Origin of the sequence: Parasphingorhabdus sp., assembly GCF_048269865.1 — a bacterium.
GTDB lineage: Bacteria > Pseudomonadota > Alphaproteobacteria > Sphingomonadales > Sphingomonadaceae > Parasphingorhabdus.
In genome coordinates this window covers 447143-461259 of the sequence record NZ_JBLWUA010000001.1, presented here as the reverse complement: position 1 = coordinate 461259, position 14117 = coordinate 447143, and the positions used below count along the sequence as shown (strand labels likewise).

The window sequence follows — 14117 nt, the reverse complement described above, 5'->3', positions numbered from 1 at the left end:
AATGCCCACCCGCCAAACTTCTGCCCCGTCTCTCTCCAGCGCCACGCAGCAGCTCGATCTGTTCGTCGGGGCCGGAGGCGATATCGCGGCGCGCGATGCGCAGGACCTGATGGCCTGGCCTTTCTTCAGTCTCGCCAAGTCGAAGCGCGTCAAACCGATCGATTTTCGTATGGGCGAGGTCGCGATCCTCGTCGAAGCGACCGCCGAACACGGTATGGCGACGATATGGGATGCCGATGTGCTGATCTGGGTGGCGAGCCAGATCGTCGAGGCGCGCGATGCCGGGAGACCCACCTCGCGGCTGATCTCCGCGACCCCCCATGAAATTCTTGCCTTCACCCGGCGCGGAACCGGCAAGGCGGGCTATGACCGGTTGAAGGCTGCGCTCGACCGGCTCCAATCAACGACCGTCGCCACATCGATCCGCCAACTTGGTGCACGTCGCCGTCACCGCTTCTCCTGGATCAACGAATGGCGCGAGCGCCTCGATGCCAATGGCCGCGCGCTTGGGATCGAGATGATTGTGCCCGACTGGTTCTATGAAGGCGTGCTTGACCGGGCGCTCGTGCTTACTATCGACCCGGCCTATTTCCAGCTGACCGGCGGGCTTGAACGTTGGCTCTACCGCATCGTGCGCAAGCATGGCGGCAGACAAAAGGGCGGATGGAGCTTTGATATTGCGCACCTCCACCTCAAGTCGGGGGCGCTCTCGCCGCTGAAGCGCTTCGCGTTCGAAATGCGCGATATTGTCCGGCGTCAGCCGCTGCCGGGCTACAAACTGACGCTCGAGCATCAGCTGGGCCGCGAGCGACTGAATTTCGTGGCTCTGCCCGTCGATCCTTTCGATGCCGCCATGCGGCGGATCGGCATGACCCCTGTGGACAAGTCGGTATGATGTTCGGACTATCAGGAACCCACGCGCTCGGTCGATCAGGAACCGAAAGTTCGGACTATCGGGAACCGGAATCGAGCCCAAACCCGCGGAAATGCTGGGCTGCTGCGCCCCTTAACTATCCTAACAAGGAATCTTCCAGATTCCTGCTAACGGCGCGGCGCCTGTGCACAGAGGGCGCGGCGGAGCCTCCCTCTACCAATCAGTGCATTCAGGATGGCAATCCGCCGCTCACCCATGTCACGCTGGTGTGGCAGCAAGGCGTGCGCGAAGACTGGCTGCGCTTTGGCAAGCCGGTTGCCGAACGCATTCTGGATCGCCGCACCCGCATCGAGAGCTATGCGCCGGGTCAGGTGTTCGCTTTGGTTCGCTGGGCCTCCAATGATTACGGCACCGTTCGTTCAACGCTCGATATCGTGCGCGCAGTCGCCAGCGGCGAAGCCTTCACCACCGTGCCGCAAGTCAACCCTGGCGGCGAAATCCTGCTGTCGATTCGAGGCTGGCCGAAGGTCCGCCAGACCTTTGAACTGATCGACGCCATCGAACAGGCGGGCCACGATCCGTGCGAGGTGGCACCCGATCACTGGCGGCATATGCACAACAGGCTTGCAGTGGGAATGCTGCCGCGCTGCTATGCAAAGAGCCGCCACCTTGCTTGGCTGCTTCGCCGGAAGCTGCAATCATGAAGCGGCGAACGATCCTTATGGCAGGCACAGTTGCGGCGGCGGCGCTGCTCAGTGCTGCTCTGCCCATGTCGCGCATTCTTCTTTGGAATGCGACCGCCAGCGTGCCGACCGGGCTCTACCATATTCGCGGGACAGCGAGCCTCCATGTCGGCGAGCGGGTGGCCATCGATCCGCCGCCCGGGCTCCGCACCTATCTCGCTGAGCGCGGCTATTTACCCTCCGGTGTCCCGCTGCTGAAGGAGGTCGCGGCGCTGCGCGGCGACAATATTTGCCGCCACGGCCTCACCATCACGATCAATGGCGCACCGGCGGGAGAGGCGCGTGCGCTCGACAGCCGGGCGCGCCCGCTGCCCGACTGGCAGGGCTGCCGCACCATCCGCGCTGATGAAATTTTCGTCATGAACAGGAGCGCGCCCGGCAGTTTTGACGGGCGCTACTTCGGGCCGATCGCTTACGCCCAAGTGATCGGACGCGCAAACCCTGTCTGGACCGACGAAGCGGGAGGCGGCGAGCATGTCTGGTTCGCCCGTCCGCATTTGACCCCATTCCTCAGCACCAACCCCAACGACAACAAGGAGACCAAACCATGACCTGTATCGGCACATTCACAGCGCGCCCCGATGGCTTTGAAGGACGCCTGCAAACGCTGACGATCGACAGTGCCTTGACCATCGTTGCAGCCGCGCCCGGCGACGCCGAGAACGCACCGGACTACCGCATCATGGCTGGCGAGGGCGATACCGCCTTCGAGGTCGGAGCAGGCTGGAAGCGCGTCGGCGACAAGGCAGGCGCTTATGTCGCGATCCTGATCGACGATCCGGCGCTCGTGCAGCCGCTGCGTGCAAATCTGTTCCAGTCGGACCCGCGCACCCATGTGCTGATGTGGTCGCGCACCTCGCGCCGCGAAGCGAGGGACTGAGCCATGCGGGACCATCGACTGCTCTTTGCGGCCTTGGCTGCACTGGCCTGCGCCTACCCGGCTTCCCTTCATGCGCAGACAGGTTCAACCACTTCGCAAACACAGCGCATCGATATTGCCGCGCATGTGCGCGATGCTGCACAGCGCTTTGGTATTCCTGAGCACTGGATCTATGCGGTAATCCGCATCGAAAGCGCGGGCCGGACGCGCGCCGTGTCATCCGCCGGGGCCATGGGTCTGATGCAACTGATGCCCGGAACCTGGGCGCGCCAGCGCGACCGGTTTGCGCTCGGCAGCGATCCCTTCGATCCGCGTGACAACATCATGGCAGGAACATCTTACCTGCGGGAAATGTATGATCGCTATGGCGCACCGGGTTTCCTTGCGGCCTATAATGCTGGACCGGGACGGTATGAAGCATGGCGTGCAGGACGGCGTTCGCTCCCGCTCGAAACGCGCCGCTATGTCGCCAGGATTGCGCCCATGCTGCAGGCGGAACGCATTTTCGTTGCAGCGACCCAGCCACCGATGAGCGAAGCGTTGCCCGCATTTACTGCCCAAACGGCTACACCATTAATCCCAGCAGAAGCGAGCGAACAGCAAGCTCCGACCAATCCGTTCGCGCGTGCCGATCAGCCTTCGCACGACCTCTTCGCACCTGTCTCCACAGTCAGCGATCAATGATGCCCGCAATCATGCTCTCGCGCCCGGCTTCGTCCCTTGGCGAAGCTGGGCGAAGGATGGCGGGAAGCATCAGAAAGGGGAAAGGAGGATGGCGAGATAAAAGCACCGCCGTCGGTCGGGGTGCAGGTGGTTGGTTTTGTTCAGCAATATGCGCCGTCTTGGCCCATCCGCTGCCGTCGCTCTTGGCGAATTCTCTCACAATTTCAACGGCCAATGCGCCGTCGCCCGGTTTCCTTACACATGGCTGATGATGAATTCGACGTGCGCCCGGGCCGCTCGCGCGACAGCGGAGCGGGCTCCTACCGCAAGGCCAACACGCTGGTCGGCCGCGTGCTCCAGGTCTCGCGCCGGGCAGGCTACACGCCGCTTGGGCGAAGCAGGGCCGGCCGCGGCACCGGCCATCTCGGGCGCGGCAAGCGCGCTGCGCTGCAGCGCCGTCGCACTGCCTTCCAGCGGCGCGTCGTCATCAAGGCCCGCGTTGTCCGGCAGAGGGGTACATCGTTTCGTTCCGCACCGCTCGCACGCCATATCGCCTATCTCGAACGTGACGGTGTCACCCGTGATGGATCGGACGGCCAGATGTTCGATGCCCGCTCTGACCAGGCCGATGGGGAGACCTTTGCCGAGCGCTGCGAGGACGACCGGCACCACTTCCGTTTCATCGTGTCGCCTGAGGATGCCAGCGAGATGGCGGACCTGCGGGCTTTCACGCGCGAGATGATGGACGACATGGCGAGCGATCTGGATACGAAGCTAGATTGGGTCGCAGTCGATCACTGGAACACTGACAATCCGCATATCCATGTGCTGGTCCGGGGCGTGGCCAGCGATGGCAAGGATCTGGTGATCGACCGCGCCTATATCAGCGAAGGCCTGCGCGCCCGCGCCGAAGAGCGCGTGACCGTGGAGCTTGGCCCGCGCAGCGAGCGCGACATTCAGAACTCCCTTAGGCGCGAAGTTGATGCCGAACGTTGGACCTCGCTTGACCGCCGATTGCAAAGGCAGCGCGACGATCTTGGCGTGGTCGACCTGCGCCCTGAGGCAGCAGGGACGCGCAAGGATCGCAGTCTGCTGCTAGGTCGTGCGCAGACACTCGAAAGCATGGGCCTGGCCGAGCGCGTTGGTCCGGCCAGTTGGACGCTGGCGGCGGATGTCGAGCCGACCTTGCGCGACCTCGGTGATCGCGGCGACATCATCAAGACCATGCATCGAGCGATGACCAGCCACGGTCTGACCATCGATCCCGAGCGCTTGGCTTTGCATGGACGAACCGCTGGCGAGCGTGTCATCGGCAGGCTCGTCGAACGCGGGTTGCATGATGAACTGACCGGCGAGGCCTATGCGATCGTCGATGGGGTGGATGGCCGCACACATCACTTACGTTTTCCCGACATCGAGCGGACCACTGACGCTGCGCCGGGCGCGATCGTCGAGGCCAGCAGCTGGACCGATCGCAAAGGGCGGCAGCAGACAAGCCTGCTGGTCCGGTCCGACCTTTCGATCGAAGCACAGATTCACGCGCGCGGCGCGACATGGCTCGACCGGCAGCTGGTATCACCGCGACCCGAAACACTGTCGGGCGGGTTTGAGTCAAAGGTTCGCGATGCACTGGATCAGCGGGCGGAGGCTCTGATCAATGACGGCCTCGCCAAACGTCAGGGGCAGCGCGTCGTCTTTGCGCGCGGTTTGCTCAATACGCTGAGGGACCGCGAGCTGGCTGACGCAGGCGAGGCCCTAGCGGCACGCTACGGTGGTATCGCTCAGTCCGTCAATGCCGGCGACCATGTCGCTGGTATCTACCGCGAGCGGGTGACGCTCGCGTCAGGCCGCTTCGCCATGATCGACAATGGCATGGGCTTCCAGCTCGTCCCCTGGCGGCAGGATCTTGAACGCCATCTGGGGCAGGCCGTGACCGGCAAGATCAACCAGCGAGGCGGCGTAGACTGGAGCTTTGCCCGCTCGCGCGGCCCAGCAATCTGAGGAGGTAGGCCAATGACACAAATCTTGACAAAAGCACCATATGATGCTTACAAACGCATCAGGAGAAGCGAGATGGCAAGTGCAGCTTTTGAACACGTCGAAGCCCCGCGCGGCCTTCAAACCTTTGCGGGCGATGATGATCGCCGCCGTCTGACCGGCGCGGCGGTGAAAGCCGTGCTTCGGCTTGTCGAGGCCTGGGGCGGCAGCAACGCCGAGGGCGCGGCGCTGCTCGGTGTTTCCGAGAGTACTTGGGACCGGATGAAGGCGGGGACCTGGGAAGGCATGCTCAGTCAGGACCAGCTGACCCGCGCTTCGGCGCTGATCGGTCTTTTCAAGGGACTGCACCTGCTCTTCGCCAACGATATGGCCGATCGCTGGCCGAAACTTGCAAACAAGGCGCCGGTATTCGACCGGCTCTCGCCCGTGCAAGCGATGATCGCAGGCGGTATCCCGCGCATGTTGGAGACCCGGCAATATATCGACGCGCTTCGTGGCGGGCTCTGAGGCAAGGGCCGACCTGCCACCGGCCAGCCTTCCGACAATACGTGAAGCTTTAGAGCGGACCATAAGGCTCGTGCCGAGCGCGCGTCTGCGCGAAGCGGTCATGTCGGCTCTTGCTGACGATGACGACGATCTTGCCTTGTTGGCTGAGATCGAGGGCGCGACGAGCGGGAGGCTGATTGCTGAAGAACGCGGGCTTGGCGGCCTGACCGCCGATGAGCTGGTTCACGGCGTGCCGCATGCCAAATTCATCAATGCCAGCTTTGCCTATGCCAAGCCGCGTGAGCCGGGTCGATTTAACCCCGCCGATCGCGGTGCCTGGTATGCCGCGCTTGTAATCGAGACCTGTATCGCCGAGGTCGGCCATCACCTGACCAAGGCGCTCGCCGATGCGGGCGATTTCAACGCGATTGTCGAATACGGCGAGATGATCGCCAGCATGTCGGGTGTGTTCATTGATCTGCGCGGCCTTCCCGATCATCCGGGCCTCGATCCCGATTCCGCGAGGGGCTATTCGGCAGGCAATGTTCTGGCGGCTCAGGCACGCGGCGAAGGGCACAACGGGATCATTTATCCCTCGGTGCGCCATCAAGGCGGAACCTGCATTGCCGCACTCTGGCCCAATGTCGTGCAGTCGGTCGTGCAGGGCGCGATGTACCGTCTGACATGGTCCGGCGAACCCGAGTTCGCCTGCGAAGCCATCTAGCCGCCCGTTTCTTTGCCTTCGCCAGACTGCGCTTCCCAAGCGCAGCGCTTGAATTGCAGCCTGCATTCGGCCTGCTGCCTCCCGAAAGGAGGCACCATGTCGGCAACCAAAATCCTGTGGGGCCAGATCCTCGCGGTCTTCGCCCTGACGCTGGCAGGCATCTGGGCCAGCACGCAATGGACAGCGACAGCGCTTGGCTTTCAGCCACAATTGGGGCCGGCCTGGTTCGAGGCCTTCGGTGTGCCCGTCTATCCGCCCTATGCGATCTTCTGGTGGTGGTTCAGCTTTGAAGCCTATGCGCCGCGCATCTTCGAAACCGGCGGCATGATCGCAGCCTCCGGCGGCCTCGCCTCGGTAGTGGTGGCGATCGCCATGTCGGTCTGGCGCGCCCGCGAGATCAGGAATAGCGCCACCTATGGCTCGGCGCGCTGGGCAACCCGGTCCGAGATTTCGAAGGCAGGCCTTCTCGCTGGCAAGGGCGTCGTCATTGGACAGCACTCCAATCTCTACCTGCGCCATGACGGTCCTGAACATGTGCTGTGCTTTGCGCCAACCCGCAGCGGCAAGGGCGTGGGGCTGGTCATCCCGACACTGCTGACCTGGCCGCACTCGGCCATCGTGCACGATATCAAGGGCGAGAACTGGGACCTGACCGCCGGCTTTCGCTCGCATTTCAGCCGCGTGCTGCTGTTCGATCCGACCAATGAGGCCTCTGCTGCCTACAACCCACTGATGGAAGTGCGCCGCGGAATCAATGAGGTGCGCGATGTCCAGAATATCGCCGATGTGCTGGTCGATCCCGAAGGCTCGCTCGAGCGCCGCAACCATTGGGAAAAGACCAGCCATGCCCTGCTGGTCGGGGCCATCCTGCACGTGCTCTATGCCGAAGTCGAGAAGACCTTGGCAGGGGTCGCAGCTTTCCTGTCCGATCCCAAGCGTTCGATTGAAGCAACGCTTGCCGCCATGATGATGACCCCGCATTTGGGTGATCAAGGCGTTCACCCTGTCGTTGCGAGCGCAGCCCGCGAACTCCTCAACAAGTCCGAAAACGAACGCTCGGGGGTTCTCTCAACTGCCATGTCCTTCCTTGGCCTCTACCGCGACCCAGTCATCGCCAAAGTCACAAGGCAATGCGACTGGCGCATCGCCGATCTTGTCGACGTCAGACGCCCGGTCACGCTGTACCTTGTCGTGCCGCCATCCGACATCAGCCGGACCAAGCCGCTCATTCGTCTGATCCTCAATCAGCTCGGGCGGCGACTGACTGAGGATCTTTCTGACGGCGCTCAGCGGCAGCGCCTGCTCCTGATGCTCGACGAGTTCCCCGCACTTGGCCGCCTCGACTTCTTCGAAAGCGCGCTCGCCTTCATGGCCGGATACGGGATCAAATCCTTCCTGATCGCGCAATCCTTGAACCAGATCGAGAAGGCCTACGGCCAGAACAACGCAATCCTCGACAACTGCCATGTACGGGTATGCTTCGCCACCAACGACGAACGCACAGCCAAGCGCGTTTCGGATTCGCTTGGCACCGCCACGGAAATGCGGGCGATGAAGAACTATGCCGGACATCGGCTGTCGCCATGGCTCGGACATCTGATGGTCTCGCGCTCCGAAACCGCTCGCGCCTTGCTGACCCAGGGTGAGATCATGCAACTGCCCGATACTGATGAAATCGTCATGCTAGCTGGAGCGCATCCCATACGCGCGAAGAAGGCGCGCTACTATGCCGATCCCCGGCTCAAAAAGCGGATCGAAGCGCCACCTACGCCGCAGCAGAGCGAGGACAAGGGCGCTGCCGGTGACTGGGAAGGCAGAATTGCGAAAGCTGTGCATCGGAAGGACAGCCCTGTCAGCAAGCCCGAGTGGCAGGAGGATGAAGCCGAAGGCGGAATTCGGCGTGAGCCGGAATTGCCTGAGCACGAAGACATCGCGCCAGCACCTGTACCCGTGCGCAATGAATTCGATTTTGAGGAGAGGAGCGATGCTGACATCGCGAGCACCACTCGCGGATTGACCGATCAGATGCGCGCCAACGCCAGGCGCGCGGCGCTTGATCCAAATGACGGCATCGAACTGTGAGCAAGGGCAATCGTATCAAGCATACCTTTCGGTTGCCTCCAGACCTATCGCGGCAACTTGCGGACTACGCAGGGCGCAGGCGCGTGTCGCAGGCTTCGGTGGTCGAGGCAGCGATTGCATCGTTCCTATCACCGGACGGATCGGAACGAATGGAAGCTGCGTTCAGTCGGCGTCTGGACCGGATTTCGCGGCAGTTGGACAAGCTCGACTATCATGTCGAAGTGGGGAATGAAGCTGTGGCCCTCTTTGTCCGATTCTGGCTCGGCGTAACCCCCTCGTTGCCGGACGATGAACCAAGTTCGGCTAAAGCTGCAGGCGAGCAACGATTCGGAAATTACGTTGAAGCGTTGGCTCGGCGCGTTGAGCAAGGTCAACGACTCTCGAGCTTAGTCGATGAGAAAGTCCGCTAAGCGCCCCATCTCAGTCATAGCGGATCGCTTGACGATCGCCTGAAAGCGGACATGCTTGCCGATAGGTTTCAAAGGCCTGGTCTGGGACAAAGCAGGCGATCATCGTCGCTTGTGGGAAGGTCCGGCTACGCCGAAACCCGTCATCCGTGGACCTGAGCGGATAGGCCTGGTTTTCTCAGGCAGCGACAGCCTTATCGTCTTCAAACGTATAGAAGTGAGGATCCGCAATGGTGTCGCCGGCGAAATTGCGACTGATCTCAACGGTAATCAAACTGTCGCCAGCAAAGGCTGGGCTTAGTTCAAGCGTTAGATATTCGAACAGCGCGCGCTCGTGCACCGCAATCACCACTTGCTTGCTGAGCCCCTTCGACAACGTTCTTAACAGAGCGGCAAACTGGGAGATGTGAACGTCATCCATCGACTGCACGGGGTCGTCGAGCACCAACCATGGCAGCTGCGACGGTACCGACAGATTAAGCGCAAGAAACAGGGTCAGGGCTGCGGTGTTCAAATTGCCCTGGCTTAGCATGGCGCCGGGAGGACCGAACGATTGCCCTGACCTGTCAATCGTTTCCAGCACAGCCTCCACTTTGCCATCACCCTGATCTGGAAGCCGGAATTGTGGAACGAACTGCTCGTTTGGAGCAAGCCGGACGAACAGGTCGCGCCAGACCTTGTTGAGCGACCCGCTGAAAACGTCACGAACGATCCCCGATCGGACATGAGTCGCTGCTGATGCGATGGTCTTCGCCTGCTCCCGCACCTCGCCAATCGACGAAAAGGCCCCCGTCATCGTCGCAACACGCCTTTCCAGCTCAGCGACCCGCGCCTCGCGGTCCGACAGCAGCTGTGCCTCGCGAACATACTGGTCGAGTTCGGTGTCGACCGAGACACGCGACGAAAGTGTAGTCTGGACGACTCTGAGATCGGCCGAAAGCGCTCCGGCAGCCGCATCGAGAGCCTCTCGCAGGCTCGAGAAGTTCGTCGTCTGCTGGCCGGTTGCCCGTTCCACCGCATCGTTTATTTCAGGAAGCAAGGACGCCGACTGCAGCCCCGTCCGTCTCGTGGCGGCGATGCTCCTGCGAGCACCATCCAAGCGCACGAAGAGGCTCTGCCCGTTAGCGGCATCCCCCTGCAAATGTTTAAGCTTAGAGTTGATCAACGCGATCGACGACTGGCGCTGGCGCAGATTGATGAGCGCCTCAGGCTGCAGCACTAGCCGCTCGGCTGTCGCTTCATCCCGCCGCGCCGTCGTCAAGCGCTCGCTCTCCGATGCTCGCTCAGTCGAGAGCGCTTGCAGGCGCCCTGCCTGCGACGTGAGGTTCGCGATCGTGGCTGAGATGTGCGCGGTCAGGGAGCCATTGTTTAGCTCTGCGTAGTCGCGGTTGCAGACCGGGCACATGTCCCCTTCGACATGCGGCGCAATGCCCACAAGTGCATCGGCAAGGGTTCGGGCTTCCTTGCCACCCGCTTCGAGCGCTTGGTTGATCTCACCAATTCGCGTCGTCGCCCTCTGGATTATCGTTCTCGCCGTGGTCAGCTGCTGGCTCGCGGTGCCGTGCTGGTCCAGCAATCGCTGGCAGCGATCGACCTCAGCATCGCTCCATTTCAAAGCATCCCTGACCTGATCCTCGACGCTGGAGCCATCAATTGCCGAAAGCTCGGAATGAAACTCTCTGAGAACGTCCAGGACTTGGGTGATCTGCGCTCCAGAGCCGTTCAGCCACGTCTCGTACTCGGACGAGATGGTGGCAGCATTCCGCTCCAGCGCTGCGATCTCTGCGTCGGGACTTTCTGCCGACGTTAGCTCGAGACGGCTCAACAACGAGCTTACCTCCGAGCCCTGCTGGGTGACGCGAGCGAGTTCGGCCTCGTCACTGGCCCGATTCCCCACCCGGGCTCGCATTGCCGCTACATCGAAACCCGCATCGACCGGCGCCGCGGTAGGGTCCAGAACAGCCAGCAGTTCGTTGAGACGAGCGATGCGCTGGGTTGTCGCCTGCCGAGCGGCCTCAACACTCAAACGTTCACGCTCAAGTTGCTTGGTGAGGAGACCCCCAGCCTCTTCGAGCTGCTTGTAGACCGGAGCGAGCTTTCTAATTCGGGTGACGTTGAACGCATGGTCTAGGCCGTCCACCAACGCGTCGAGCGCATCGAGCCGCAGCAATTCCTTCACGAACTCCGTCAACCGCGAGTTTGTGGTCTTCTTTTGGTCGTAGATGTCCAGCAGACGACCCAGCACTGCCTGCGGCAGGTAGCACCGCTCAGCAAAGAAGCCGGCATCTGCCGCGTTTAGCGCCGGTGTCGCGTCGAACGAACCTGAAGCGAACGTTACCTGGCCAGCCCCGGTCGAACGACCATTCATCCCTTCGATGGCAAGCTGGATCGAACCACCCGCCGTGTCGATATGGGTGAGGAAGTCGTGGTACTTCGACTGGTCTTCGAGATGGTCGATGGAACCGGTAAGGCCAAGTTCGATGGCCGACATCACGGTGGTTTTGCCCATTCCGTTCGTGCCGTGAACCAGCACCACCTGCGCATCGAGCGGAATGATCACGGATCCGCGCATAGAACGGAAGTTCTTGATCGAAAGCGACTTCAAACGCGGGTTCATGACTGCGCCGCTCCACCGTCGAGCACCTTGTCGGCAAGCGTCGAGATTTCGAGGGCGAGCGCCTCCTCCACCGCTTCCTTGCCGGCCTCGGCCAGCTGCAGCAACCGGACGACAGCCGGTTTGTCATCGGCCAGCTGCTTTTCGAGATTGGCCTTCCAGTCGGCCAAGTGCTCGACCGGCGGAGGGCTCCTCAGTGGCAGAAGCACGGCCAACCAGTCCCGCACCATTTCTTCGGCCAACGGGCCGGTCGGTGAGCCGACCGGCAGCACGCGGCAGACGCGACTGATCGAGTTCACTAGGTCGTTGTCCGCCTGACCCGCGGTTAGAACGGCGGTTACTGACCGCTTCGAACCCAGCACATCGAGCGCGCGGGTAAAAGCGAGGACAGACCGCGTAACCTGCGCCTCTTCGGTAGCGCCGGTGAGTTCGATCACTATGACAAGATCGTTGGCCTTTTCGCCGGCCACCAGCACATGAGTGAAATCGAAAGCCTGCGAACCGATCTTGGTCGGTTTGCCTAGGGGTTGGTAGCCGCCTTCCTTCGTCAGGATTTCAAAGACTGTTTCCACTGTCGTCATAGCCCGGCCTCAGAGCTGAACCTGTCCTGGACCTCATCAAACGATGCCGAGCCCTCTAGCACGTCGCTCACGCTAATATAGCGCGGCGCGGCCTTGCCTGTCCTCCAGGACTTGGAAGGGCTTCGCTGCTGCCGGGGCGTGACCTTGCGAGAGCAGATTACGACGACGTCGGCGTCCACCTCTTTGAACGCCCCGGATGCGATGAGCTGATTGATGTTGTCGTCATTGGCGGCGAAAAACACGCGGGCTTCGGCCGCCGAAGCGACAAGCCGCAGCGCCCCGCTCGTCGAATGTTCCGGATTGTCTACTGCAACCGACCATTGTTTGCTCTTAAGACCCTGGCCAATCAGTCCCAGTGCAGCAGCAGCTTCCGGCCTGCCGGAGAACCCTTCCGCTGGATCTTGCTGCATCAGATGCGCCGGGCGCGGACTCAGCGGCATGTAGGGCCGTCGGCCGGCGCTACCCGGCCCTCCGAGAAACTGCTCTGTGACCCGGCCCATCAACGCAGCAATCGTCCGGGCGCACTCGTACCGATTAGCATTGCCGGCCTGCGCTGCCGCATGTTCGAGCGCTTTCAGACCCTCGACGAGGCTCTGCTTGCCCGCCGTCCCAAGGACTGGCGGCGTCAGCAGTCCAGCTAGGGCGGCAAGCTTGCCGAACATCGTTCTCAGTAGCAGCGCCAGCAACAGTGGCTTTCCGAAGGCAGGCAAGGTGGCATCCGCACGGATCTGGTCTCGGTTGTCCTCATAGTCGCCCGGATATGCACCCTCGAGGATAGATTTCTGTCCCTCGGAGAGCTCCTGGGCCGCAATCACAATCGGCGCCGGGACGGAATTCCAGACCCAACCATTCGCACCGAAAAGTTGCTGGATATTGGTGTCCTGCCCAGAGAGGCCGATCATCAGCGTTCTTGAACGGGCAATCAGTGCCCTGAGCTGTTCACGCATTTGTGAGAAGCTCTGGTTCTGCGCCCAATGCGTGATGGCTGCCTCTCTCGCCACAAGCAGCGGCCGGTACTCGACTTCGCTCGCAATTGCCCGGTTCGCGCAGCCATGGAACTTGTACAATGTCCCGATGCCCGGGGGTCCGTGCAGGTCGTCCCCAGTGACGGCGACGCGGAATGTCTCATTCGGCCGTCCAAGTTCAACCATTGCTGCTTCCAGCAGGCCATCCCAGTTGGCCGTCGCAAGATCTGACACCACACCTTCGAGAACAAGCATGGCGATCGCTAGGTGCTCGGCGTCGGCCTTCTGCGCGGCAAATGTCGTAGCGAATTCGAGGACGTCCCACAGCAGGTAGTCGAAGGGTCGGCCATGTACCTCGGTGCCCAGCACTTTCGAGTACTTGTTCCAGAGCCGGTCAATGAGTGAATCGTGGATCGGCCATGACCCAACCGGCTTGGCAAGGTCGACTTGGGCTCTTTCGGCATCAGAAAGATCGGCGAGATCGAGGATAGAGTCGAACGCGCGGTGGTGCTCGCAGTCGGAGCCGGTGATGCGCAATCGCAGGTTCTCGAGAAGCTTGGAAAGCACGCCGTCCAGCCCGACCACGCGGTCCCGCGAAATACCAGATCCCAGCCAGAGGGCATACTGCCCGACCTCGAAGCCCGCGGCAAAACTCTTCTGTGGACCGTCGAGCAAGTCGAGCGTTTCCGCGATCTCAATAGTTGACGCTGTCGGCAAAGCCCACCCCTTTACACAACGCCTAGCGTGACCGAGTGATTGTTTCCACCGACATTTTGAAGAATACTCGAGTTGCGAACATTCTTAGGCGGTTAGTCAATGCAACGAGTATAGCGCCAAGGAATTAGCTTGGTTGACTGCACAATGGAGACAAACGATCGGAGGTCGATATTTGTCCGGGCCGCGAGTTAGATCTGGCAGTGGACCAGTCGGACAAGCTCAGGTGGTCGGAAACGGACACGGACATTGCCACAGTCGAATGGCAGCTTCGCTCGATCAGGCGAACGAGATCGGGCCGTCCGAAACCGGCCCAATTCCCGCCGGTCCGGAATGCGCCCCACTGCAGCCATCGGCGAGTCGTCACCAAATCTCCAAGAGCCGAC

At 61.7% G+C, this 14117-nt stretch carries 14 protein-coding genes; 10 read left to right on the top strand and 4 right to left on the bottom strand.

Annotated elements, in window-relative coordinates:
• Window position 1: 1 nt before the first annotated feature.
• Genes ACN0WW_RS02180 through ACN0WW_RS02160 form a run of 5 tightly spaced genes read left to right on the top strand, consistent with a single transcriptional unit; the run spans window position 2 to window position 3181 of the window.
• Complete coding sequence (locus ACN0WW_RS02180) at window positions 2-895, top strand: replication initiator protein A (protein WP_417608910.1); 894 nt, start codon at window positions 2-4, stop codon at window positions 893-895.
• On the top strand, window positions 892-1578 hold the full coding sequence (locus ACN0WW_RS02175; protein ID WP_417608908.1) for a DUF2840 domain-containing protein: 687 nt from the start codon (window positions 892-894) through the stop codon (window positions 1576-1578). Before ACN0WW_RS02180 ends, ACN0WW_RS02175 begins: the two co-directional genes overlap by 4 nt.
• The gene (locus tag ACN0WW_RS02170) at window positions 1575-2168 is read left to right on the top strand and encodes a S26 family signal peptidase (RefSeq protein ID WP_417608906.1); all 594 of its coding nucleotides are present in this window, start codon (window positions 1575-1577) and stop codon (window positions 2166-2168) included. The genes ACN0WW_RS02175 and ACN0WW_RS02170 overlap by 4 nt, the downstream gene beginning before the upstream one ends.
• Window positions 2165-2497 (top strand): DUF736 domain-containing protein, encoded by a 333-nt coding sequence (locus ACN0WW_RS02165; RefSeq protein ID WP_417608904.1) that lies wholly within the window; start codon window positions 2165-2167, stop codon window positions 2495-2497. The genes ACN0WW_RS02170 and ACN0WW_RS02165 overlap by 4 nt, the downstream gene beginning before the upstream one ends.
• Before the next feature lie 3 nt (window positions 2498-2500).
• A complete protein-coding gene (locus ACN0WW_RS02160; protein WP_417608902.1) occupies window positions 2501-3181 on the top strand; it encodes a lytic transglycosylase domain-containing protein in 681 nt (226 codons plus the stop codon).
• Here ACN0WW_RS02160 and ACN0WW_RS02155 read toward each other — a convergent pair.
• Window positions 3168-3395: a hypothetical protein gene (locus ACN0WW_RS02155; RefSeq protein WP_417608900.1), complete on the bottom strand. Its 228-nt coding sequence runs from the start codon at window positions 3393-3395 to the stop codon at window positions 3168-3170. The genes ACN0WW_RS02160 and ACN0WW_RS02155 overlap by 14 nt on opposite strands.
• A gap of 26 nt (window positions 3396-3421) precedes the next feature.
• On the opposite strand from ACN0WW_RS02155, the gene ACN0WW_RS02150 reads away from it, so the two are divergent.
• The 5 genes from ACN0WW_RS02150 (at window position 3422) to ACN0WW_RS02130 (ending at window position 8860) form a co-directional block, all read left to right on the top strand.
• Entirely contained in the window at window positions 3422-5161 is a 1740-nt protein-coding gene (locus tag ACN0WW_RS02150) for a relaxase/mobilization nuclease domain-containing protein (RefSeq protein ID WP_417608898.1), read from the top strand.
• Between the two features lie 72 nt (window positions 5162-5233).
• Window positions 5234-5665, top strand: coding sequence for an antitoxin Xre-like helix-turn-helix domain-containing protein (locus ACN0WW_RS02145; protein WP_417608896.1), 432 nt, complete (start codon window positions 5234-5236; stop codon window positions 5663-5665).
• 70 nt (window positions 5666-5735) lie between these two features.
• On the top strand, window positions 5736-6368 hold the full coding sequence (locus tag ACN0WW_RS02140; RefSeq protein WP_417608894.1) for an RES family NAD+ phosphorylase: 633 nt from the start codon (window positions 5736-5738) through the stop codon (window positions 6366-6368).
• Window positions 6369-6464: 96 nt separating this feature from the next.
• Window positions 6465-8450, top strand: coding sequence for a conjugal transfer protein TraG (locus tag ACN0WW_RS02135; RefSeq protein WP_417608892.1), 1986 nt, complete (start codon window positions 6465-6467; stop codon window positions 8448-8450).
• Window positions 8447-8860, top strand: coding sequence for a CopG family transcriptional regulator (locus tag ACN0WW_RS02130; RefSeq protein WP_417608890.1), 414 nt, complete (start codon window positions 8447-8449; stop codon window positions 8858-8860). The genes ACN0WW_RS02135 and ACN0WW_RS02130 overlap by 4 nt, the downstream gene beginning before the upstream one ends.
• A 175-nt stretch (window positions 8861-9035) precedes the next feature.
• On the opposite strand, the gene ACN0WW_RS02125 is transcribed toward ACN0WW_RS02130, so the two are convergent.
• From ACN0WW_RS02125 to ACN0WW_RS02115, 3 genes are read right to left on the bottom strand one after another with little or no spacing between them, the layout of a single operon-like run.
• On the bottom strand, window positions 9036-11474 hold the full coding sequence (locus tag ACN0WW_RS02125; RefSeq protein ID WP_417608888.1) for an AAA family ATPase: 2439 nt from the start codon (window positions 11472-11474) through the stop codon (window positions 9036-9038).
• Window positions 11471-12052, bottom strand: coding sequence for a hypothetical protein (locus ACN0WW_RS02120; RefSeq protein WP_417608886.1), 582 nt, complete (start codon window positions 12050-12052; stop codon window positions 11471-11473). Before ACN0WW_RS02120 ends, ACN0WW_RS02125 begins: the two co-directional genes overlap by 4 nt.
• The gene (locus ACN0WW_RS02115; RefSeq protein ID WP_417608884.1) at window positions 12049-13734 is read right to left on the bottom strand and encodes an SIR2 family protein; all 1686 of its coding nucleotides are present in this window, start codon (window positions 13732-13734) and stop codon (window positions 12049-12051) included. Before ACN0WW_RS02115 ends, ACN0WW_RS02120 begins: the two co-directional genes overlap by 4 nt.
• Between the last annotated feature and the right edge of the window lie 383 nt (window positions 13735-14117).

Coding starts and splice junctions, on each gene's coding strand:
- ACN0WW_RS02180 (WP_417608910.1), top strand. CDS start 2: ATGCCCACCCGCCAAACTTCTGCCCCGTCTCTCTCCAGCGCCACGCAG.
- ACN0WW_RS02175 (WP_417608908.1), top strand. CDS start 892: ATGATGTTCGGACTATCAGGAACCCACGCGCTCGGTCGATCAGGAACC.
- ACN0WW_RS02170 (WP_417608906.1), top strand. CDS start 1,575: ATGAAGCGGCGAACGATCCTTATGGCAGGCACAGTTGCGGCGGCGGCG.
- ACN0WW_RS02165 (WP_417608904.1), top strand. CDS start 2,165: ATGACCTGTATCGGCACATTCACAGCGCGCCCCGATGGCTTTGAAGGA.
- ACN0WW_RS02160 (WP_417608902.1), top strand. CDS start 2,501: ATGCGGGACCATCGACTGCTCTTTGCGGCCTTGGCTGCACTGGCCTGC.
- ACN0WW_RS02150 (WP_417608898.1), top strand. CDS start 3,422: ATGGCTGATGATGAATTCGACGTGCGCCCGGGCCGCTCGCGCGACAGC.
- ACN0WW_RS02145 (WP_417608896.1), top strand. CDS start 5,234: ATGGCAAGTGCAGCTTTTGAACACGTCGAAGCCCCGCGCGGCCTTCAA.
- ACN0WW_RS02135 (WP_417608892.1), top strand. CDS start 6,465: ATGTCGGCAACCAAAATCCTGTGGGGCCAGATCCTCGCGGTCTTCGCC.
- ACN0WW_RS02125 (WP_417608888.1), bottom strand. CDS start 11,474: ATGAACCCGCGTTTGAAGTCGCTTTCGATCAAGAACTTCCGTTCTATG.
- ACN0WW_RS02120 (WP_417608886.1), bottom strand. CDS start 12,052: ATGACGACAGTGGAAACAGTCTTTGAAATCCTGACGAAGGAAGGCGGC.